General features: G+C 41.8%; 18 protein-coding genes and 1 pseudogene. 7 read left to right on the top strand and 12 right to left on the bottom strand.

All coding sequences use genetic code 11. The annotated features are described in order from the left end of the window. Positions 1–201: 201 nt before the first annotated feature. Together celB and ACLJJ6_RS00825 are read right to left on the bottom strand one after the other, a co-directional pair. Positions 202–1,566 carry a PTS cellobiose transporter subunit IIC gene (gene celB / locus ACLJJ6_RS00820; RefSeq protein ID WP_412989582.1) on the bottom strand — a complete coding sequence of 455 codons (1,365 nt, stop codon included), beginning with the start codon at positions 1,564–1,566 and terminating at the stop codon, positions 202–204. Positions 1,567–2,190: 624 nt separating this feature from the next. After that, a complete protein-coding gene (locus ACLJJ6_RS00825) occupies positions 2,191–2,988 on the bottom strand; it encodes an HAD family hydrolase (RefSeq protein ID WP_412989583.1) in 798 nt (265 codons plus the stop codon). A gap of 179 nt (positions 2,989–3,167) precedes the next feature. Here ACLJJ6_RS00825 and ACLJJ6_RS00830 point away from each other — a divergent pair, with 179 nt between their 5' ends. The 3 genes from ACLJJ6_RS00830 to rbsK all read left to right on the top strand — a co-directional run bounded on the left by ACLJJ6_RS00830 (position 3,168) and on the right by rbsK (position 6,911). After that, positions 3,168–4,538 (top strand): NAD-dependent succinate-semialdehyde dehydrogenase, encoded by a 1,371-nt coding sequence (locus ACLJJ6_RS00830; RefSeq protein ID WP_412989584.1) that lies wholly within the window; start codon positions 3,168–3,170, stop codon positions 4,536–4,538. A 352-nt stretch (positions 4,539–4,890) separates the two neighbouring features. Continuing rightward, complete coding sequence (locus ACLJJ6_RS00835) at positions 4,891–5,817, top strand: metal ABC transporter solute-binding protein, Zn/Mn family (protein ID WP_412989585.1); 927 nt, start codon at positions 4,891–4,893, stop codon at positions 5,815–5,817. A 176-nt stretch (positions 5,818–5,993) separates the two neighbouring features. Next, on the top strand, positions 5,994–6,911 hold the full coding sequence (gene rbsK, locus ACLJJ6_RS00840) for a ribokinase (protein WP_412989586.1): 918 nt from the start codon (positions 5,994–5,996) through the stop codon (positions 6,909–6,911). 256 nt (positions 6,912–7,167) lie between these two features. Here rbsK and ACLJJ6_RS00845 read toward each other — a convergent pair whose 3' ends face one another. Both ACLJJ6_RS00845 and ACLJJ6_RS00850 read right to left on the bottom strand, forming a co-directional pair. Then, the gene (locus ACLJJ6_RS00845; protein ID WP_412989587.1) at positions 7,168–7,635 is read right to left on the bottom strand and encodes a GNAT family N-acetyltransferase; all 468 of its coding nucleotides are present in this window, start codon (positions 7,633–7,635) and stop codon (positions 7,168–7,170) included. A gap of 76 nt (positions 7,636–7,711) precedes the next feature. After that, complete coding sequence (locus ACLJJ6_RS00850) at positions 7,712–7,876, bottom strand: hypothetical protein (protein ID WP_412989588.1); 165 nt, start codon at positions 7,874–7,876, stop codon at positions 7,712–7,714. A gap of 144 nt (positions 7,877–8,020) precedes the next feature. On the opposite strand from ACLJJ6_RS00850, the gene ACLJJ6_RS00855 reads away from it, so the two are divergent. Next, positions 8,021–8,869, top strand: a complete 849-nt coding sequence (locus ACLJJ6_RS00855) for an aldo/keto reductase (protein WP_412989589.1) — start codon at positions 8,021–8,023, stop codon at positions 8,867–8,869. Positions 8,870–9,127: 258 nt separating this feature from the next. Next, positions 9,128–10,036 (top strand): proline iminopeptidase-family hydrolase, encoded by a 909-nt coding sequence (locus tag ACLJJ6_RS00860; protein ID WP_412989590.1) that lies wholly within the window; start codon positions 9,128–9,130, stop codon positions 10,034–10,036. A gap of 75 nt (positions 10,037–10,111) precedes the next feature. On the opposite strand, the gene greA is transcribed toward ACLJJ6_RS00860, so the two are convergent. Beyond that, the gene (gene greA, locus ACLJJ6_RS00865) at positions 10,112–10,582 is read right to left on the bottom strand and encodes a transcription elongation factor GreA (protein WP_412989591.1); all 471 of its coding nucleotides are present in this window, start codon (positions 10,580–10,582) and stop codon (positions 10,112–10,114) included. Between the two features lie 73 nt (positions 10,583–10,655). Continuing rightward, positions 10,656–11,642, bottom strand: coding sequence for a zinc-binding dehydrogenase (locus tag ACLJJ6_RS00870; RefSeq protein ID WP_412989592.1), 987 nt, complete (start codon positions 11,640–11,642; stop codon positions 10,656–10,658). Between the two features lie 111 nt (positions 11,643–11,753). On the opposite strand from ACLJJ6_RS00870, the gene ACLJJ6_RS00875 reads away from it, so the two are divergent. Further along, entirely contained in the window at positions 11,754–12,224 is a 471-nt protein-coding gene (locus ACLJJ6_RS00875; protein WP_412989593.1) for a MarR family winged helix-turn-helix transcriptional regulator, read from the top strand. Here the strand turns inward: ACLJJ6_RS00875 and ACLJJ6_RS00880 are convergent. The 5 genes from ACLJJ6_RS00880 to ACLJJ6_RS00900 all read right to left on the bottom strand — a co-directional run bounded on the left by ACLJJ6_RS00880 (position 12,221) and on the right by ACLJJ6_RS00900 (position 15,510). Further along, positions 12,221–12,466 carry a hypothetical protein gene (locus tag ACLJJ6_RS00880; protein ID WP_412989594.1) on the bottom strand — a complete coding sequence of 82 codons (246 nt, stop codon included), beginning with the start codon at positions 12,464–12,466 and terminating at the stop codon, positions 12,221–12,223. The genes ACLJJ6_RS00875 and ACLJJ6_RS00880 overlap by 4 nt on opposite strands. A 343-nt stretch (positions 12,467–12,809) precedes the next feature. Beyond that, on the bottom strand, positions 12,810–13,322 hold the full coding sequence (locus tag ACLJJ6_RS00885) for a YbhB/YbcL family Raf kinase inhibitor-like protein (RefSeq protein ID WP_412989595.1): 513 nt from the start codon (positions 13,320–13,322) through the stop codon (positions 12,810–12,812). 76 nt (positions 13,323–13,398) lie between these two features. Next, positions 13,399–14,088, bottom strand: coding sequence for an ABC transporter permease (locus ACLJJ6_RS00890; RefSeq protein WP_412990399.1), 690 nt, complete (start codon positions 14,086–14,088; stop codon positions 13,399–13,401). Then, positions 14,088–14,621 (bottom strand): ABC transporter permease, encoded by a 534-nt coding sequence (locus ACLJJ6_RS00895; protein ID WP_412989596.1) that lies wholly within the window; start codon positions 14,619–14,621, stop codon positions 14,088–14,090. The genes ACLJJ6_RS00890 and ACLJJ6_RS00895 overlap by 1 nt, the downstream gene beginning before the upstream one ends. Continuing rightward, on the bottom strand, positions 14,614–15,510 hold the full coding sequence (locus ACLJJ6_RS00900) for an ABC transporter ATP-binding protein (RefSeq protein WP_412989597.1): 897 nt from the start codon (positions 15,508–15,510) through the stop codon (positions 14,614–14,616). Before ACLJJ6_RS00900 ends, ACLJJ6_RS00895 begins: the two co-directional genes overlap by 8 nt. Positions 15,511–15,769: 259 nt before the next feature. Here ACLJJ6_RS00900 and cas9 point away from each other — a divergent pair. Further along, a pseudogene (cas9, locus tag ACLJJ6_RS00905) lies at positions 15,770–19,914 on the top strand (type II CRISPR RNA-guided endonuclease Cas9). Between the two features lie 342 nt (positions 19,915–20,256). On the opposite strand, the gene ACLJJ6_RS00910 reads toward cas9, so the two are convergent. After that, positions 20,257–21,498 (bottom strand): ISL3 family transposase, encoded by a 1,242-nt coding sequence (locus tag ACLJJ6_RS00910; RefSeq protein WP_412988180.1) that lies wholly within the window; start codon positions 21,496–21,498, stop codon positions 20,257–20,259. Positions 21,499–21,525 lie beyond the last annotated feature (27 nt).

The raw sequence follows: 21,525 nt of genomic DNA on the forward strand, positions 1-21,525 counted from the left end.
GGTTTGATGAACGGACAGGAAATGTCCGCTTTTTTTGTTTATCACTAAATAATATATAAAAAATCTGTCATCAGTAATAGTTAAATTTCTATTACCAACAACAGATATTGTTGTAGAACCTAATAAGTTGTACAAATCAAACAATAGCTGTAGTCTAGCGAATCTGCCGGTCTACAGCTATTGTTATTTATGTTTTCTAAACTAGTTTTGCTCTGCAGCTTCTTGTGCTTCGGTAGCTTGTTCATGTTTGAGTAATGTCCGGTCATAATGACGGATGAATGGATACCAAACTACGAATGCAACTAACGCACAAACGACGGATAAGACAGCACCTTTCCAGCTTGCAGTTGCGATAAAGCCACTTAACCCAACTGGTGTTGGCCATGGCTGCTGTAAAATGATTTTTGGTACTAACCCGGAAGTAACTGCCAAGTAACCAACAACTCCGGAAGCAAGTGGCGCACAGATGAACGGAATGATTAATTGGATGTTGTAAACAATGGGAAGTCCAAATAGAATTGGTTCGTTAATGTTGAAAAGTGCTGGGACAATTTCAACTTTACCAATACTCCTAAGTTGGGCTGATTTAGAGCCCCAAGCTAACCAGATAGCCATACCTAAAGTTGCACCAGAACCACCAATGATAACGAAGGCATTCAGAGGATCGCCGGCGAAGAAATGGTTTGCACCATGAACGTTAGCGGCCATGTTCGCTAAAACAATTGGGGTATAGAAAGAACTCATAATGGTTGCACCATGAATCCCGAACCACCAGAGGAAGTGGATCAAGAAGATGATGATTAAGAATCCCCACCATGTATCTGCAATGTTACTAATAAATGAGAATGGAATGTAGAGAACCTTGAATAAGTCAGTACCTACCATGACCAAAGCCAAGTTGATAGCACCGACTACAAATGCAACACAGAAACCAGGAATTAAAGCACTAAATGAATTTGAAACCCCGGCTGGTACTGAATCAGGCATTTTGATTTGCCAGTTGTGTTTGATGGTGAAACGATAGATTTGAACCGTAATCCATCCCACAATTAACCCGGTAAAAATACCTACGGAAGCAATTCGAGTAATTCCGCTTGTTGAAACAGCATAACCACCACCGATGATGTTAGCTTTGTTTAGAGATTGGACAAACTGAATGCTGCCGTTTTTCCAAACAAGTTGAGGAACCGTAATAAACATAGCCATTAAAAACATCATCAAGCCATTTAAAGGTTCAAGGTTGAGATGCTCTTCATCACGGTAGATTTGCGTGTAGGTGTATGTAAAAGTACCGGAAAAAACAAGGGCTAAAATTCCCATTGTTGAGTTATAAATAACTTGAAAGACATTTGTGAAACGACCAATGGTGCCTGCATACCAAGCTGCAAATCCCGGGATTGGGAATGCTGTCGGCAACACAGTCAAAATTAAGAAGAACGCACCAACAATAGAGAATGTAATAACACTATAGCCGGCAGCCATGATAGCGCGGACAAAACGAGACCCTGAGAATCGCCCGATTGCCGTACTGAATTTATCTTTGAATGATGCAGATTGATCAGCCATAAAATTACCTCCAATAAGTTTTGAGAAGTAAAGACCGCTGAAACAATTACTTGCCCAAAAGCGAAAGTTTCACGGTCGTGCTCTCTAAGCAACTATTGCAGATGGATCATGATTGTTGAATACATAAGAATAAGACCAAGAAAAAATAAGGGCAGGATACCAAGACAACCGTGATTAGCTGCAATAACTTGAAAAACACTGTTTGTTCATGACAGGAAACATCGTGAATTTGTTTTGAAAAAGGGAAATAATTAAGTTTTCATTTTCATCACTCCTCTGATTGATAGCGATTACTTTTCGTGATAAGTATAAAACTGATGTTCACTTTTTTGCAAGCTTTTTTTCGATAAATGTTATTTTTAGGTAAGCGAATTTAGAAGCAAACGGCTTTATTACGGCATTTTGAAGGATTAATTGTTTTAAAGACTTTTTAAACGGCAGCTTAGAACGATTAAAAAAAGGTACAAATTTTCCGAAATTCTTCGTGCAAGAATTGAAACGGGAACTTGCAAATCCAGAAAAAAAAGCCTCGATGTGAACGCTAATTCACAATCTCGGCTACTTATTTCAAAGAAACTTTGCCATTTTATTAGGGCTATTAACGAACTGCAATTGTAGTTAATCTTAAAGTAAGATGTGTTGTTGTATTCCGTTAGCAACCCCATCTTGCCGATTACTGGTTGAGACAAATTTGGCATACTTTTTGACTTGAGCACTTGCATTGGCCACCGCAATTGGCAGCCCGACTTCTTTAAACATTGGAATGTCGTTTTCGCCGTCACCAAAAGCTGCCAATTCGGACCGCGACAGATGTTCAGCCTGTTGAATTTGAGCAACAGCCTGTGCCTTAGTTGCTTGTTTGGGTGTGATTTCGATATAAGCATCGCCAGAGGTCATGATATTCAGGGCCGGTAAATCTAGTTGCTTCAGATAGGTTTCCAAATGGCTAAATAGCACAGGATCAAAGCTCATTACCATAAATTTATAAACAGTCTGAGACAGGTGTGTGGATAAGGCTTGCAGTGTCGGAACCTCGTGGGTAATGGAGGTTTCAAAGTCGGTTTCACGACAGTTTTTATCCGTGTACCAAGTCTGATCAGAGTACCAGTTAAGTGAGGCGCCTGGGAAGTGCTGGTGAACAAGGTGCATGATTTTTAGGGCGTCTGCTTCGGCAATGGCCTGGGCAAAAATCCGCTCATATGCAGGCGCAGTCGGTTTGAAAATTAGGCCGCCATTAAAAGCAACCTGCGTTGTTTTTAAATGTAATTCACGAATTGCGAAGGCCATTTCAAAAGGTGCGCGGGCGGAAACGAGCGAAACGGGCACTGGGCTGTTTTGAATAACAGCTACATTTTTGGGACTAATTGACCCATCTGGGCTTAATAAAGTATTATCCATATCTAAAAAAATGTGTTGAATCATGGTAATTTTCCTCTCTAATTGTATTAAGTAAAGTGTATCATTAAAGCGCTCTCAATTGACTTCTTTTTTTATTATTCGGGATAAAAAATGAATGGGCAAATCGTTCGCAATCGTCAATTTACGCCCGCTATAATGAGGGTTATAAACGTTGTCCCTCAGCCAAAATAAGGAGCGATTTTATGAGCTATAAAGCAGTAAACCCGTACACGAATGAAACACTTAACGAATACGAGAATGCAACAACCCAAGAAATCGAGGCTGCTTTGCAAACTGCCGCAGAGTTAGCGAAACAATGGGAAACCGAAAAGCGTTCCAACCGTAAAACAATTTTACAGGCGGTTGCTCAGCAATTCCGCACGCAAAAGGCAGCCATGGCTAAAATCATGACCCAAGAAATGGGAAAATTAATCGGTGAAGCCGAAGATGAAGTAGATCTCTGTGCTAACATTGCGGACTATTTTGCCGAGCACGCCGATGAATTTTTAGAACCTACCGAAATTCCAACTAAAAATGCCAAGGCAGTGGTGCTAAAACAACCGTTGGGACCGATTATTGCCTGTGAACCATGGAATTTTCCCCTGTACCAAGTGATGCGTATTTTTGCCCCGAATTTTATGGTTGGCAATCCGGTCATTTTGAAGCACGCGTCAATTGTGCCAGGATCAGCACGCAAAATTGCTGCTATTATCGAAGCAGCTGGGGCACCGACCGGAAGCTTGACCAATTTATTTTTAGATTATGACCAAATTGCCGAAGTGATTGCCGATCCGCGAATCACAGGGGCTGCTTTAACTGGTTCCGAACGGGGTGGTAAAGAAGTAGCAAAAGTCGCGGGTGAAAATCTGAAAAAGTCGACTTTGGAGTTGGGCGGGAATGACGCCTTCGTAGTTTTGGAAGATGTGGATAAAGATCTGCTTTATCAGGTTGCACCGGCAGCCCGATTAGCCAATACTGGGCAAACTTGCACGGCTTCCAAACGGTTTATTATTCCAGACGCTCTGTACGATGAATTTGTACAAAAATTAACGGCGGCTTTTGCCGAGGTGAAAATGGGTGATCCGCTCCTGCAAGAGACTACCTTAGCCCCGCTCTCATCCAAAAAAGGAAAAGAAAAATTACAAAAACAAGTTGATGAAGCTGTTGAGGCGGGAGCAACGGTTGTTTATGGTACTCAGCCGGTAGATTTGCCAGGACAATTTTTCATGCCCACTATCTTGACGGATATTACACCAGAAAATCCTGTCTTTGATCAAGAGCTCTTTGGCCCAGTCGCACAAGTTTATCGGGTGAAGTCCGAGGAAGAAGCCATCCAGTTAGCCAATAATTCGCGTTATGGGCTAGGGAGTGTAGTGATGTCTAGCGATCCTGAACATGCTTTTCGAGTGGCGAGCCAGATAAAGGCAGGGATGTCCTTTGTCAATCACGGCTGGACCAGTCTACCGGAATTACCATTTGGAGGCGTTAAAAATTCCGGGTACGGCCGCGAATTAAGTGAGTCCGGGATGTTATCATTTGTGAATGAACACCTGATTTATGAAGCAAAAAATTAAGCAGCTTATAATAAGCTCAGAAAGCCTGCTCCTCTTTAATGCTAGTTAGAGGGCAGGTTTTTTTTAGATACTGGAAGATAAAAAATAAAATTAATTTTCTAAATAGTAACGATTACTATTTACATCGAACGGAAATTACGCTATTCTGATTTAGGTCGAAGGGCAGACTGGTTTGGGAGGTGGGGTCGTTTAATAGGGCAACTAACTGAGAATAAGTGGTGACACCATGCCTGACTGCAGGGCAAATTTCTAGCCGGCAGCCAGCCTTAAGTGCTCGGTATTGAAAGTGGATCTGCGCAAAAAAATGAAAAGAGTAGCTAATACTATTTTCAAAAAACTAAAGGGGTTGTTTATGATCACTAAGGATAAATTGTTGAGGAATTATTTGTTAAAGTTTGGCGTCATGATTGCGGTGCTTTTAATGAGCGGTATGCTTACAGCCTGTCACAGTACGAAAAAGGCTAGCCATAACGATAAGCTCAAAATTGTTGCCACCACGGATTTTTATGGAGAAGCTGCCAAGGCAGTCGTGGGGAGTAAAGGAACTGTAAAATCGGTTATTCACAGTGCCACTGTTGATCCGCATGACTATGAGCCGACTACAAGCGTGGCTAGTGAAGTTAGTCAAGCAGATGTGGTGATTGCAAGCGGGATTGGTTACGATTCCTGGATGAACAAACTGGTAAAAAATGGCAAATCTACTGTTGTTGACATTAAAATTGGTGAAGATGTGATGGGAAAGAAGATGGGCGATAATCCGCATATTTGGTACAACCCACAAACAATGCCTCGGTATGTGAAGTATTTAGCAAATAAATTAAGTAAACGGCAGCCTAAAAATAAAGCGTACTTTCACAAAAATGCGCAGAAATATGTGCAATCCCTGCAGCCCATTAATCGTGAAATTGCTAAATTAAAAACGCAAGCGGCTCAAAAAAAGTATAATAAGGTGTTTGTGAGTGAACCGGTTTTTGATTATGCTTTGGAAGCACTAGGGTATCAAGTAGCCGACCAAAACTTTGAAAATGCCATGGAAAAGGGAGTTGATCCCGCCGTCCAGGAAATAAAGAAAATGCAAACAGAAATTAAAGCGCGTAAAATTGCCTTTTTTGTTTATAATGAACAGGCTTCAGACAAAACGGTTACGAATTTCGTGAAGTTAGCTAAGAAGTCTAAGGTACCGGTTCTAAAGGTTACTGAAACACTGCCATCTCATGAGAATTACAAACAGTGGATGCTTTCACAGTATCAAGAATTAAGTTCGATTTTATCGAATTAGTGCGGTTCAAGACGTCCTTTTAACAAAGTGGGGTTCTTAAAGAAGCCAAACATACGCGGCCGTATCAAAAGTAACCCTCGTATTTATTGACAGCACTAAGCGTCTCCGTATAAACTTAGATAGAAAAGAAATCCTAATTAAGTAGATAGCTGAAAGCTAATAAAGAAGGAGTAGCCATGACAAATTACGTGACGGTTGTCGGCAGTTTGAATATGGACATCCACATTCCGGTTGCCCACATTCCTTTGCAAGGAGAAACACTCAGTTTATTGAAGCCCAGCAGTCAAGCGGCTGGAGGAAAGGGCGCTAACCAAGCCGTTGCGGCCCAGCGGTTAGGGGCAGCTGTGCATTTTATCGGAGCGATCGGCGACGATGATGCTGGTAAAATGCTGCGTCATAAATGTGAACTTGAAGGTATTGACGTCAGTGGGGTGCGGGTTGTCTCGCAAGCTAACACCGGTCAGGCATTTATTATGTTAGAGCCAGATGGTCACAATACCATCATGGTCGAAGGCGGTGCTAACAAATTAAATTCGGTGGCAGCCGTTGTGGCTGATGAAGAAAATGTCCAGCGTTCTCAAATTGTGATGGCCCAGTTGGAAACAAATTTGGAGCCGATTATAGCAGCCTTTCGTTTAGCCAAAGCAGCTGGCGCATTGACCATTTTAAATCCCGCACCGGCCTTGCCAGAATTACCGGCTGAGCTGATTGCTTTGACCGATATGATCACACCCAATGAGACAGAGGCTGCCACATTGACCGGATTAAAAGTGGAAACTGAGCAAGATTGTGAACAGGCGGCGGCAAAATTTCGGGAGATGGGAATTGCTAATGTCGTGATTACATTAGGATCCCGCGGCGTCTTTTATGATGTCCAAGACAAGTCCCAGTTGGTTCCCGCGCATAAAGTGGTACCAGTGGATACGACTGCCGCAGGGGATACCTTCATTGGCGCCATTGCAGCCCAGATTGTTCCAGATTTGAGTAATATCAAAGAGACTATTGAGTTCGCTAATTTGGCGTCGTCATTGACCGTTCAAAAACTGGGCGCCATGGATTCGATCCCCCGAAAAAATGAAGTTATCGGTAAATAAACCGATTCCCAGCGAGCAAAATTTCCAATTCTTGTGTGCTGAAAAATGAGATACCCTAGAATCCCCAAGAGTTAAGTAAGGAAGTTAGCAATGAAATTAATTGATACAAAGCATGTCAAAGTTGAAATTACGAAAAAGAAGTTTAGTTGGCTGGAGTTGTTTGTCTGGCTCTTTCTCATTGTTTCTTTGAGTTGGCTGGCCAGAGATTAAACAAAAAACTAACATGGTGGGCGTTTCATAAACCGCCATGCTAGTTTTAAGTGGGATTATTAAGGGTCATACTGATAAAAGTTGTGGGAATTCCAAACGGGTGAGCATCACGTTCACTCGTTTTTTTGAACCCCATTTTTTGATATAGGTGAATGGCGCGCTGATTAAAACTGGCAACTTCTAGTGTGATTTTACTGAAATAGTGGTAATGTTGCTGTCCAAAAGCAATACACTGTTTCACGAATTGTTCGCCGTAACCTTTGCCGGTGTCCTCGGGGCGAATCCCCAGACCAATTTCCATGATGCCGTTGTGAAATTGATATTCATAGATGCCAAATAGACGGTCCTGTTTATCAAGCACCGAAAAATAATCACTGTTGCCATTTAAAATTTCATTTAACAGTTCACTGCGACTAATTGAGGGCGGGAAGTTGTAAAATGTGTACGGTTCGGGATACTGCCAATTTAAATAGGCATTTGCTTGTTGCGCGTTCATGGGCATAATTTGGGTCATGGGGTTCACTTCCTTTCACTAACCACATCATACGCTAAAATGGCTGGGCTTCCAACCGGTAACGGGTCTAATTGCCCTACTTATTTTTTTGGTGACTAGAAATGAGTAACAAGACGATTAAAACGGCCCCTAGAATCCAGCACAACGTGTTCAGAAGTTGAACAGGAAATGGTTTCAAGATGCCAATGACTAAAATTAAAACGGCGGCGGCTAACAGTCGTTGATGATATTTATCTAACATTGCTTATTCTCTTTTCACAATTATCTTATTGCTTATATTTTACCAGGTCGAGCCTTATTAATCGACCTTGGATAAGAAAACGCGTACAATTTATTTTGCGAGGATTCTAGCCGCGCAATTAAATTAGGGAAATGAGGGCGAATGATGTCAGTTTTAACAGAAACATTTGAATTAACAAATGGGGTTAAGATCCCTAAAGTGGGTTTTGGTACCTGGCAAACTCCTGCGGGCGCTGTGGCTTATCAAGCCGTTTTGAATGCTTTGAAAGTGGGGTATCGTCATATTGATACTGCAAAAGCATACGGAAACGAAGCCGATGTGGGGCGTGCAGTGCGTGATTCTGGAATTCCACGTGACCAGATTTTTGTGACCTCTAAGTTACCCGCGGAGAGTAAATCTTATGACGAGGCAATGGCCGATTTTGAGAGTACTTATAAGAAATTGGCTATCGATTATGTCGATCTTTACCTAGTCCACGCGCCATGGCCATGGGGACAAGCTGGTCAGAACTACGATCAAGGCAATCTTGAGGTTTGGCGAGCTATGCAGGATATCTACGAGAGTGGCCGCGCAAAAGCCATTGGTGTTTCTAACTTTGCGGTTGGCGATTTGGAAAATATCTTGGCTCACGCCAAAGTAAAACCAATGGTTAACCAGATTCAGTACTACGTCGGGTTTACCGAACCAAAAATCACAAGTTTCTCAAAAGCAAATGATATTTTGGTTGAGGCTTATTCCCCGTTAGCAACTGGGGGATTACTGCAAAATAACGAGATGGCAAGCTTGGCTGAAAAGTATCACGTGAGCGTCGCACAGTTAGCGTTGCGGTTCTGTTTACAAAATGGCGTTTTACCCTTACCAAAGGCGGTTGGGCAGGCCCATATTGAAGCAAATGCCAAATTAGATTTTGAAATTAGTGCCGCGGATATGGCAACCTTAAATGAAATGCCTGATGCCGCTCCGGACCATTTCCACAATCGGACGCAAGGGTAAAATTAAAAACAAATTAAAAAACAATTGACTTTCTCATTTTATCGTTGCATAATAACGATAACTTAGTGAAAAGAAGGCGATTTATATGCATAGGCAAACATCCAGTTTAATTATTATTTTAATTAGCGTGATTAAGAAGCCTGCCGGTGAATCGTCCTTCTTAGCTTGCTAATGATATTTGCGTAAGCAATTTTTTAGGACCATCGGTTAGATTATTCTGACTGATGGTCTTTTTTTAGCCTTGAGGAGGTCAAGTAAATGAAAAACGGGACACATCTTTTAACTTTAGATAACGGCTATCACTTATTTACACGGACAGTGGGCACTGGCGACATCAACTTGCTCTGTCTGCACGGCGGACCAGGTGGGACTCACGAAGAATTTGAGCACTTTGATGAACATTTGAAATCACTGGGAGTCCGGGTAAGCATGTATGATCAATTAGGTTCGTATTTTTCCGATCAACCGGACTTTTCGCAACCAGAAAACCGCGAGAAGTTTTTAAATTTTGACTATTACATCGATGAAATTGAAGAAGTTCGGCAAAAATTAGGACTAGATCATTTTTATTTGTTGGGGCATTCTTGGGGTGGACTCATTGCACAAGAATACGCACTTAAGTATGGCCAGCACTTAAAGGGGCTCATCATCATGAGTATGATTGATAATATTGAGGAGTACACGCCCCATGTCAACCAACTGCGCCGAGAAACGTTGACGGCGGCTCAGGTTTCCTACATGGAAGCGATCGAAAAAGCGGAGCAATTTGCTGATCCCGAGTATCAAGCACTCGTGCATGTTTTAGATAGTAACTTTTCGGTGCGTAATCCGGAAGCACGCAAACATTTGACGGGCGGGCATTTGGCAACGGCCGTGTATAATTATTTTCAAGGAAATAATGAGTTTGTTATGGTGGGAAAACTCAATGGCTGGGATGTGCGCGCACGTCTGCACGAGATTACCGTGCCGACGTTATTAACTTTTGGCGATCATGATACGATGCCACTTGACGCCGCGCGACGGATGCAGCAGACTTTGCCGAATGCACGTTTTGTCCTGACACCTAACAGTGGTCATTCACACAGTCGCGATAATCCTGCCGCCTTTTTCCAGAACTTACGGACTTATTTGAAAGATGTTGAGCAGGGAACTTTTACCGCGTATTAAAAATAATAGGTCCTAACAATAAAAGCCGTGGTCCAAAGAAGTAGATCACGACTTTTAAAAAATATTTTCTGTAATTTATAATGTAACCGCAACAATTTGAACTTGATAAGTCGCGTTTGGTGCTTGCACACTGACCACATCACCATTTGTTTTACCCATTAAGGCTGCGCCGAGCGGTGAAACAAGGGAAATTTTATTAGCCTTAATGTCGGCTTCTTGCTTACCCACAATTTGATAGGTTTCCTGTTCACCATCATCCACAAACGTCACGGTGACTTGTTTGCCGATTTCAACAACGGCGTCATCGGTGGGGGTGACAATTTTGGCGTACTGCAACTGTTTATTTAAAAAGTGTAATCGGCTTTCCAAGTGACGTAGATCGCGTTTGGCAGAAGTATACTCGGCGTTTTCAGAACGATCACCCAGAGCACTGGCTTCGGCCAAAGCTTTGATGAGCGTTGGTCGTTGTGATTTTAACGCGGTAATTTCTGCTTCAATATGGTGATAACCTTCAGCGGTAATTTCATTAAAATAGGGTTCTGACATGAGCGGCCTCTCTTGTAAATGAATTGCCCCCATTTTACTCCGTTCGAGAAAAACGTGCCACTAATCTGAAGGCCTAAAATTTGATAACCGTGCGTACACCACTGGGAACCGGCGTTGACCAATCAATGGAGGTGGCAGCCTGTTCTAAGGAGACGGTGTTGACGTTTGCTTGAATATTACCGGAATTAATTAATTGCCAAACAGCCTTGTAAACGGCTTGTGGATTTTGCATCACTTTAGGGGTCTGCATGCCTAAAATCTGGAGGCCAGAAGTTCGTAATGCTTTGGATGGCAAGGTAATGTTTTGACCCGCAATGGCCCCAATTGAAACCAAAGAAGTAGCGCGTTTCATGGCTAAGCTATTGGGAACGATGGCTTGTAAAATGAGTTCAATGGGATGTCCCCATAGGTAGTCTAAAATAATCAGATCGCCTTTGATCTCTAGCTTGGCCAAATCTTTGGCAATCGTTGCGTCGTCATTGGCTAAAGAGAGCGTTTGGGTGGCCCCAAGCTTCTTTAAGGTTGCTAGGCGTTCGGGATTGCGGCCAGTACCGATAATCTCGCCGGCCCCGAAGCTTTTCGCGGTTTGAATCGCCAATTGTCCCGCAAAGCCGGTTGCACCGTTGACTAATACAGTTGTTCCGGGACGCATTGCTAAACTGAATTTTAAAGGAGCTACACTAGTCAAAAGAGAAGAGGCGGCAGCCACGCTCGTGTATATCGCAGTAGATTCAGGAATGGGTAGCAATAACTGTTTATTTGCGACCGTTTGTTCAGCAAAGGAACCGAAACGCGGTTTTAGGGTGCGAGCGGGAAAGGCCACGAGTTGACCGTTGTCTACTCGCCGACCGATGCCGCTAGCGCCGGGAATGCTTGGGAAAGCGGGATGCCAATAGGTACTAGAATAGTGGCGACCACTAGCGTTGGCTTTGTCGAAATTTTCAATTGGCGCCGCTAAAACATCAATTAAGGTGTCATAAGTCGCGTCAGTAACGGGAGTTGGGGCTGTCGTCGTAAATTGTGGCGCTGTTTCAAAATTTTTAATCGTTAATGCTTTCATAAAAATCAATCCTTTTTAATTTTATATTACTAGTAATGTATTTAATATAAGGCTTAATTTTACTGGTGTCAAGGATAAATTACTGGTAATATATAAATGGAGGATAAAACTATGAATGAGACAGAATTTAATGAGATTGATCACCTGCTGCATCGAATTAGTGCGGCAGAGACTCATAATCAACACGAAAAATGGATCGCCCAACATGCCAATTTGGCAGGCGATCCACGAAAACATCATTTAACGCACAATGATTTGGATATTTTAGATGTCTTATTGACCGGACAGAGAACCGTTAGTGAGGTGGTGGCTGCAATTGAGATTTCTCAAGGCGGCACGTCACGCCGCATTAATCATTTGGCAAGGTTAAACTTACTAGAGAAGTTTCATCAGCAGCCCAATAAAAAGACCGTTTATTTACGTTTAACAGCACAAGGAGAAAGCCTAGCGAAAGCACATCTGGAATTACACCAGCGCTTGCGCCAACAAGCATTATCAGCACTTACAGAATTTACAGATGGGGATGCGCAGATAATTAAACACTTTTTAACGAGCTTGATTCAAGCGCGCCGAGAATTTTAAGCATTTGAAGGTAAGAGCCAGTCAGAATCAATAAGGTGATGCATTTTTTTATTGATGGGCAACCAAAGTTTAGCTTTGATGATATCTTTGAGTGATTGCCAAAATAGGGGGTCCGTTTTTTGGGTTTGCGTTGGATAAGCAAAAAGATATTCTCCAGAAATAGTTTTGACTTCAATTTTGGAGTGGTAAACACCGAGAATTTGAACTTCTAAGACTGAGACATCTTGATTTGTGAGTAACATAAGCATCGCTCCTATTCATATAAATTGAATTAATATACTAAGTATAAGGAGCTAAGGTTAAACCGAACTTAAAAATCTGTGAACCTTTTGTGGGCTTTTCGATAAGAAAAAATTAAGGACTTAAAGCTTAACTTAAAGGTGGTAAGAAACAGTTAAATCCATAAAAATAGAAGCTGAGAAAAGTCTCCCAGCTTCTACTGGTCTCCGAACTTTAATAGTTAAAAACGGAGAAAAGGCAGCCTTCTTAGATGAACGACGGAAGTCAAATGATTCGTCCTTTGAATCATTCGGCTTTTTAGGGTATCGCGAAGTTAAACCATCTTTTTTTAATTCTCTTTTTAAATTAAGCCCGACTAGGAATGGTTAGCCGCTGCTTTTCCAGAATATGGCCTTTGGCAGCATGATAGAATTCGTTTAACCAGAAGCCTTCTGATAAATTCAATTCTGTATCTAGTGCATAAATAGTCAACCAGTATTCATGGGTTTTATCAGGTGGCGTGGGACCAACGTAGTGACGGGTGGTTAATGGATCGGTTTGGCCCACCAGAGGTCCCGCGGTGCTATTATTTCCTTGAACCATGGCAATACTGCCTTTTTGGCTGGCGTCTTCTGGAATGACGATGGTAGAATCGGCCGGAATATTGACGGCGGTCCAATGAATCCAGGCAAAGCCGCAGACTGGCACTGAATCAAAATCAACTAGGGTTAACGCAATGGTTTTAGCTTTTTCCGGGACGTCCTGAATAGTAATAGGGAAAGAAACAGCTGGATTATCGTTATAGATAGCAGTTTTGGGCGCATATTTTCCGTATTTGTCCAATAGGAGCCCATTTTCCATGGGAACTGAAATTTGCATAAATTAAAAGCCTCCTTTGATCTTTATTAAGTTTACTTTACAGCAAAATTTACCAAAGCAAAACTAAAATGGCTGCTTAACTGCGGTGAAGGATCCGATCCCAAAGTTTGCGTTCGGAATAATCCAAGACGTGACTGGCATAAAGGTGTGCTGTGAATTGCGTTACGATGATCGTGGTAACCGCCAGAATGAGAAGGCTAATCACGGCGTCCCCAAAAGTGGCATTTCCAACCGCATAGCGAACTGGCATGATACTTTGCGATAAGAAGGGGATAAACGAGCCAATTTTAACGAGTAACGTGTTGGAATTCATGGCAACAAAAGAAGCACCATACGCCACAAGGCCAATCATAGTTAGCGGTGAGACAGCTTGGCTGACCTGATCCGAACGAGAGACCAAGGCACCTAAACCGGCCGCTAGAATTGTGTAGAGGGCGATACCCAGAACAAAATAGAGGCCTAAAATAAGTAAGATCCGGGGTTGAATTTGGCTAAGATCCAGTTCTTTTAAGAATTGGACGCTATGGCTGATGTACTTTATGCCAATCACCCCGCAAACGGCGGTAACCAAAACTTGTAGGATAATTAAGAAGAACATGCCGGTGATCTTTCCAAAGAATTGGATTTTTGGTGAAACACTGCTGACCAGAATTTCCATAATTCGTGAGCCCTTTTCGGTGGCGACTTCTTGGGCGATGAGGCTGGCATAGCTGACCATAAATAAGTAAATGAGAATGGTCACAATCATGGCTAAAATCTGGTTAATTAGCTGTTGATTGTTTTTTTGTGCCTGCTGTTTACCGTTAGCATAGGTGACGGCTTTTGTGGAAAACTTAGCTGGCGTAAAAAGGTCGGCGAGTTGTTTTGAGTTGAGGCCAAGGCGGTTTGCAGTTTGTTGCATTTTAACGTGTTGACCGTGTTTTTCAGCGTAGTTGTATCTAATACGTTGCCGTTAGTTCGTGACTTGTAAACGGCAGAAACGGAATGTCCCTTCAAGGTCACATTAAGATAGCCATCTAATCGTGAGTTTGCCAGTGCCCGTTCGGCAGCGGCTTTGGTCGTAATCGCGGAATTTACTTTGTAATCGCCGCTGGCATCACTTTTTTGGAGAGCCGTTTGTAGCTGGGGGTTGTTGGCCACAATGGCGATTTGCGGCGTACTGGCGGTGTGGTTCTTGAGGACGGCAATACTCATAAATCCCGCCAAAAAGATAATGGGCATGAGCAATAGCACAATGTACGTGGGACTTTTAATATTTTTACGAATGACTTGTTTACAGACTACCCAGAACTTATTCATGAGAAACACCTGCTTTCAGTCGGAAAATTTCATCCAGGGTTGGCGGTTGCTGAGAAAATTCTTTGATATAGCCATTTTTAGTAGCGGCAGCAAACACCGTCTGCCCCACACTGGCATCGGCCAACGTGAGCTCAAAGCGACCGTGATTTTCTTTCACAGCCGTGACCCCCTCAATGGCGAGTAATTCGGTCTGACTCAGTGGCGATTGTAAAAAGATCCGGGTATCGCCGAAGCTTTCGCGAATTGCATTAGTTGCGCCGTTTAAGACGGTTTCTCCTTGACGCAGCATCAAGAGGCGGTCACTAATTTTTTCGACATTGCCCATATCATGTGAAGAAAAAATAATGGTCGCTCCTTGGGCCTTTAGTCGTTCAATCCCGGCTTCCAGTAAACTTGCATTGACGGGATCCAACCCACTAAAAGGTTCATCGAGAACCACAAGTTTGGGGTCGTGAATCAGCGTGGCAATTAGTTGAACCTTTTGTTGATTACCTTTGGAGAGGTCTTTGATCTTGTCGGTGGGCTTCCCTTTAACATCAAATTGGGCCATCCACTCTGGTAGTTTGGCCTTAGTCACAGCCGGCTTTTGACCCCGTAATTCGGCAAAGTAACAGACCTGCTCTTCTACCGACATTTTTAAATAAAGGCCCCGTTCCTCCGGTAAAAAGCCCACGGTGTCCTGAACTTTGCGGGAAAACGGCTGACCATTCCACAAGACGGTTCCCGAATCCGGTGCTAACAGACCGAGGATCATCCGAAAGGTGGTGGTTTTACCAGCGCCATTTTGCCCAATCAGTCCTAAAATTTCGCCGTCTTGGATAGTGAAACTCTCGTCTTTGACAGCTTGCATGCTGCCGAATCGCTTATTTAGATTTTCTACCTGTAACATGATTACAACTCCTCTGTTGACGACTGTTGTATCCGATTACATTTATTATACAGTAAGCCGTACACATTTAGAATATCAAGACGGTACATACACGAACTAAGTTGTAAAAAGGTCTTTGAAAGCGTGTACCTTAGCGCTATTATATAATTATATTATTGAACTAAAAGTAAAAACGATAAACATTGAAACGGCAGGTTCTTGTGACGGTTTTGCTGTTTGCGGTTTAACGCTGAAAATTGGAATTATGGAGGAGATTGTAATGGAAAAACAGCCTTACAGTATTGGTTTAGATATTGGGACCAGCTCAATTGGGTTCGCAGTTATCAACGAAAAAAATCGGGTTATCCGCGTTAAAGGGGAAAATGCGATTGGGGTGCGGTTGTTTTCTGAAGGCCAGCCAGCCGCTGATCGGCGAAGCTTTAGGACAACCCGTCGTCGATTGAGCAGGCGCCGCTGGCGATTAAAATTACTACGGGAAATATTTGAACCATATATTAATCCGCAGGACGAAGCCTTTTTTATGCGCTTAAAACAATCCAATCTCTCGCCGAAGGACCACAACAAAAAGTACTCGGGCGACATTTTGTTTAATGACCGGACGGATAAAGCATTTTACGATCAATATCCGACCATTTATCATTTACGCCACGCCTTAATGACCGAACAACGCCAATTTGATTTACGTGAAATTTATCTGGCTGTTCATCATATTGTCAAATTCCGTGGGCACTTTTTAAATAGTGCTTCGGCCAACGGCTTCAAGGTGGGCAAATTAGAATTAGACGAACGTTTTCAAGCACTGAACGAAATTTATCAACGCGTGCTGCCGGAAGCGCCACTGGAACTTCGGTTAGATAATTTGGCCGAAGTTAAAGACGTTTTGTTAGATCACAAACGCAGTAAGGCTGACCGTCAGCGAACATTAACACCACTGATCTATCAAACAACAGAGGATAAGGAAGCCGAAAAGCAGCACAAGGCAGTAGCAACTGAACTTTTAAAAGCCATTGTTGGAAACAAGGCAAAGTTTAACGTTCTTTTAAATGTGGATGTCGATAAAGGAGCAGCCAAAGCTTGGTCCTTAACGTTTGAATCGGAAAGTTTTGACGATGATTTAGCCAAGATTGATGGTCAGATTACGGATGAAGGGCACGAAATTTTAGAGATTTTACACGATTTGTATTTTGGAATTACCTTAGCGGCGGTGGTTCCTGAAGGGTTAACCCTTTCGGAAGCCATGGTGCAAAAATATGACCAACACAAAGTACATCTGAAACTCTTGAAACGCTACATTGATGAACAGACCGATCCCAAAAAGGTGAAAGCATTGCGAGCGGCTTATGATGGCTATATTGACGGTGTCAAAGGGAAAAAGCTGCCGCAAGATGATTTCTATAAACAAATTCAGAACAATCTGGATGATTCGCCTAAGGCCCAGGAAATTCAAAAGTTAATCGAACAGGAGAATTTCATGCCTAAACAACGTACCAAGGCAAATGGGTCAATTCCGCACCAATTACAGCAACAGGAACTAGACCAGATTATTGAGAATCAAAAATCCTATTACCCATGGTTGGCAGAGTTAAATCCCAATGAAGCGCGTCGCAACGTGGCCAAGTACAAGTTGGATGAGCTAGTTGCTTTTCGCGTACCGTATTATGTGGGACCTATGATTACGCAGCAAGACCAAAAGGACCAGTCGGGGGCTGCGTTTGCGTGGATGATTCGTAAAGCACCTGGTCAGATTACGCCGTGGAATTTTGATGAAAAAGTAGACCGCATGCAATCTGCTAACCAATTTATTAAACGGATGACGACCACCGATACTTACCTATTGGGTGAAGACGTTTTGCCGGCTCAGAGTTTACTGTATCAAAAATTCGAGGTTTTAAACGAACTGAATAAGGTACGTTTAGATCACTCGTTGATTTCGGTTGCCTTAAAACAAAAAGTTTTCAATAATTTGTTCAAACAGGTTAAAAATGTAACGGTAAAACGGCTGCAGGATTATTTGCTGGACGAAGGTGATTTTGATAAGCGGCCGCTTGTGGAAGGACTTTCTGATGAAAAACAGTTTAATAGTAGTCTAAGTACCTATAATGACTTCCGTGAAATTTTAGGTAAAGACGTTGTAGAAGCCAATGATAAACAAGCGGATCTTGAAAAAATTGCTGAATGGTCAACCGTTTTTGAAGACAAGAAAATTTATCTGGCGAAGTTAAATGAATTGGATTGGCTAAGTGAGACTGAAAAAGAACAGCTGGCAACCAAGCGCTATCAGGATGGGGTAAACTTTCCCGGAAACTGCTGTTGGATCTCTATAATGGCAATCATCAAAATATTATGGATGTTTTGTGGAATTCGAATGAAAACTTTATGCAGATTCAAGCTGACGTTGATTTTGCGAAACTGATAAATGAAGCTAACGCTGGAGCAACAGCGGCTAGTAATCCGCAAGAATTGATCTCTGATTTGTACACCTCACCACAGAATAAAAAAGCGATTCGCCAAGTGCTGCTGGTGGTGAAGGATATTCAAGATGCCATGCACGGGCAAGCACCGGCAAAAATTCACGTCGAGTTTGCACGAGGAGAGGAACGCAATCCGCAGCGTTCGGTCCAACGACAACGTCAATTAGAGGCGGTGTATGAGAAAGTGACGAACGAGATCTTGAAATCAGCCTCGATTCGTCAAGAATTGAAAGATGCGATTAAGGACAGGCGTGACTTTAAAGATCGATTATACCTGTACTTTTTGCAAGGTGGCCGTGATGTCTATGACGGGAAACCAATTAGTATTGATAATCTGTCTACTAGATATGATATTGATCATATTTTGCCACAAGCTTTTATAAAGGATAATTCGTTAAATAATAGGGTGTTAACGAGTAAGGAAAATAACTTACGAAAAGCGGATAATGTTCCCATTGCGGTTTTTGGTTTCGCACAAGCTGGATGGTGGAAACAAATGTTGGTACAGGGACTCATTACGAGAGAAAAGTATCGGCATCTGATGTTCAATCCCGACAGCATTAATGCAAACACAGAAAACGGATTTATCCATCGTCAACTCGTGGAAACGCGTCAGGTGATTAAGCTGGCAACTAATATTTTAGCGGATAAATATAAAAGTCAGAATACGCAAATCATTTCCATTAAAGCTGATTTATCGCACCAAATGCGGAATGATTTTGAACTGCTTAAGAACCGGGATGTGAATGATTATCATCACGCGTTTGATGCTTATTTGGCGGCTTTTGAAGGTAATTATTTACTGAAACGTTATCCAAAATTGCAGTCCTATTTTGTCTATGGTGACTTTAAGAAGTTTACACAAAAGGAAAGAAAATTGCGACGGTTCAACTTCTTATATGATTTGAAATATAAGAAAGAAGTCGTAGATGAGAAGAATGGCAAGCCTCTGTGGAATAAAAAGGCGGATCTTGACTATATTAGGAAGTTATTTGGCTACAAGAAGATCTTGGTTTCACATGAAGTCAGCGAGCGGCACGGCGCGCTTTATAATCAAACGGTTTATAAAGCGAGCGATGATAAAGCAAGTGGGCGTGGAACAAAGAAATTAATTCGACTTAAAGCAGATAAACCGACTGAATTGTATGGTGGATATACGTCACGGACGTTGGCTTACATGGCAATTGTGAAGCTTATGAAGGGCAAACAAACAACTTATAAGGTCGTTGGGGTGCCGACTACGGCGTTGATTAAATTGGCAAATGTTGAGCATGGTTCTCAAGAAGAGTTAGATCGCCTTTATGAGATTCTGCGTCCCGAATTTACCCATCAAAAGAAAAACAGAAAGACCGGAAAAATTACCCAATCTGTTGATGATTTTGAAATTGTGGTACCACGAGTTAAGTATCAGCAATTGGTTTTGGACGAAGGAAAGCTTTTTATGATCGGGAGCGATACTTATCGGTACAATGCACAACAGTTAGTACTTTCAAATGACGCGATTAAGGCAATTAATAATGTTCAACCAAAGGATAAAAAAGAAAAATTGCCGATAGACATGGACAATGAACGATTAATTGCTGCTTTCGATGAAATAATGGCAAAGATAAATAAATTTTTCCCGATGTACGATATTAATCAGTTTAGAAGTAAATTAAATGCCAGCCGAGATGTCTTTCTAGAATTACCAGTTGAGGACCAATGGAAAGATAGAAAACTTATTCAAGTTGGAAAGCGGACTATCTTAATACGCATTTTGCAAGGCCTGCATGCAAATGCGACGTTCACTGATTTGAAGCTGCTAGGGTTGAAAACTTCTTTTGGATTCATGCAACAGGCATCTGGAATTACATTGGGAGAGAATGCACAATTAATTTATCAATCTCCGACGGGGCTATTTGAAAAGCGAGTACAATTAAATAAAATTGGGTAGAAAAAAGAAAAGCTATTGTCGGGTAACTCCTGCAATAGCTTTTCTTAAAGATATGTATGGCTCGCATTAACGAGCTCAAAAGATAAAACTCAGCATAAAAGCTTTGTTTGATTTTAACTCAAACCGTCAAATCAGTATAGTTAAGCGTCAAGTGTGTCAAACTCAACAATTGCATGATAGCATACAAACGTTTTCAAAGCAAGGGGGTAATTTGATGGGATGGCGAACAGTGGTTGTGACGCAGCACGCGAAAATTTCTTATTCAGGAAAGGGTCTCTGTCAAATTGTATTGGTGGAGATTTTTGAAAAGCATGTTCACTTCGGTGAATGTGCTTTTTTTGTTTACGCATAAATTAAACTGATACGAATGAAAAAGTTATGAATATTTTGAAAACCAAAACAGCTACGCTTTAACACCTTAATTTTACGATTTAGTCCTTCAATAGGACCGTTGGAATACGGATAACGACAACTATTGAGAACAGCAGGACCATTCTTTATTAAAGTTGAGATAGTAATATCCATTTGGTTGCCAGCCGCCTTGTAGTTGGCAATCAAGGTTTTAAATCCAACCGCATCTTTTTGTTGAATGGCTGTTAGAATTCCTTGATAGGTTTGATACACAGTTTTAAATTCTGGAAATTCATCTAAGGCTAGGTCAATGGCGTTCTGTTGGGTCATGTATTCGTTGATACCGTGTAAATAGATAAGTTTAGTATCATTGACCTTTTCTTCTGCCAAATGGAACAAACGCCATTGAGATTTTAGAATGCGATAAACTCGGGAATGCTTATCTTGAAAAGTATGGATCACACGTGTACGTTCGTTATCCAGTGCCCGACCGGCAAGTTGAATAATGTGGAAACGGTCAATGATGGTTATTGCCTTAGGAAATAACCGATGAATAAAGCCAGCATACTCAGCATTCATATCAACGGTGATTGTTTGAACTTTCATACGTTCTTGAACTGAATAGCGAGCTTCAAAGTAATCAATGATATCCTTACTAAGGCGATCCTTAAGAATCACAATGCGGCGATGACTAACGGCATCGCAACAGTTAAAGGACATTAGATGATTACAGGAACGGAATTCATCAAAACAAAGATTTTGGGGGAGTGTTTTAACACGATAAGCTAAGTGAATATTCGCATTTAAAATGCGTTGAACACTACTTGGTGAAATCCCACAAATCTTAGCGATTTCTTTACTGGTCAGCATATCCCGAGCCAGAACAATTACTTGATGTTTCACATTATGCGTAAAAGTTTCATTACGTTTAACGAGGTTAGTTTGAGCACCACAGGTTTTTAAACACCGTTTACATTGATATCTTTGTCGTTTTAGCTGCATCTCATAACGTCCACCTGATAAGGTTCCCAATCTTAGATGGCCAATGTGAGTTCCATTTTTGATTAGAGATTTATGGCCACAATGAGGACATTTTAAAAGTTGATAGGAAAGGATAGCGTGAACGACATGAACGTGTTGCCCATTGGGATAATGTTCCTTAGTAATCTCAGTTACAGTTAAATTAGGGTCTGTTATTTCGAATAGGCTTAGGATAGAATTAGTTAGGGACATTTGTTTTTCCTCTTTTCGATTTTATTA

The organism is Pediococcus siamensis (assembly GCF_047220215.1).
In the GTDB taxonomy this organism is placed as follows: Bacteria; Bacillota; Bacilli; order Lactobacillales; family Lactobacillaceae; genus Pediococcus; species Pediococcus siamensis.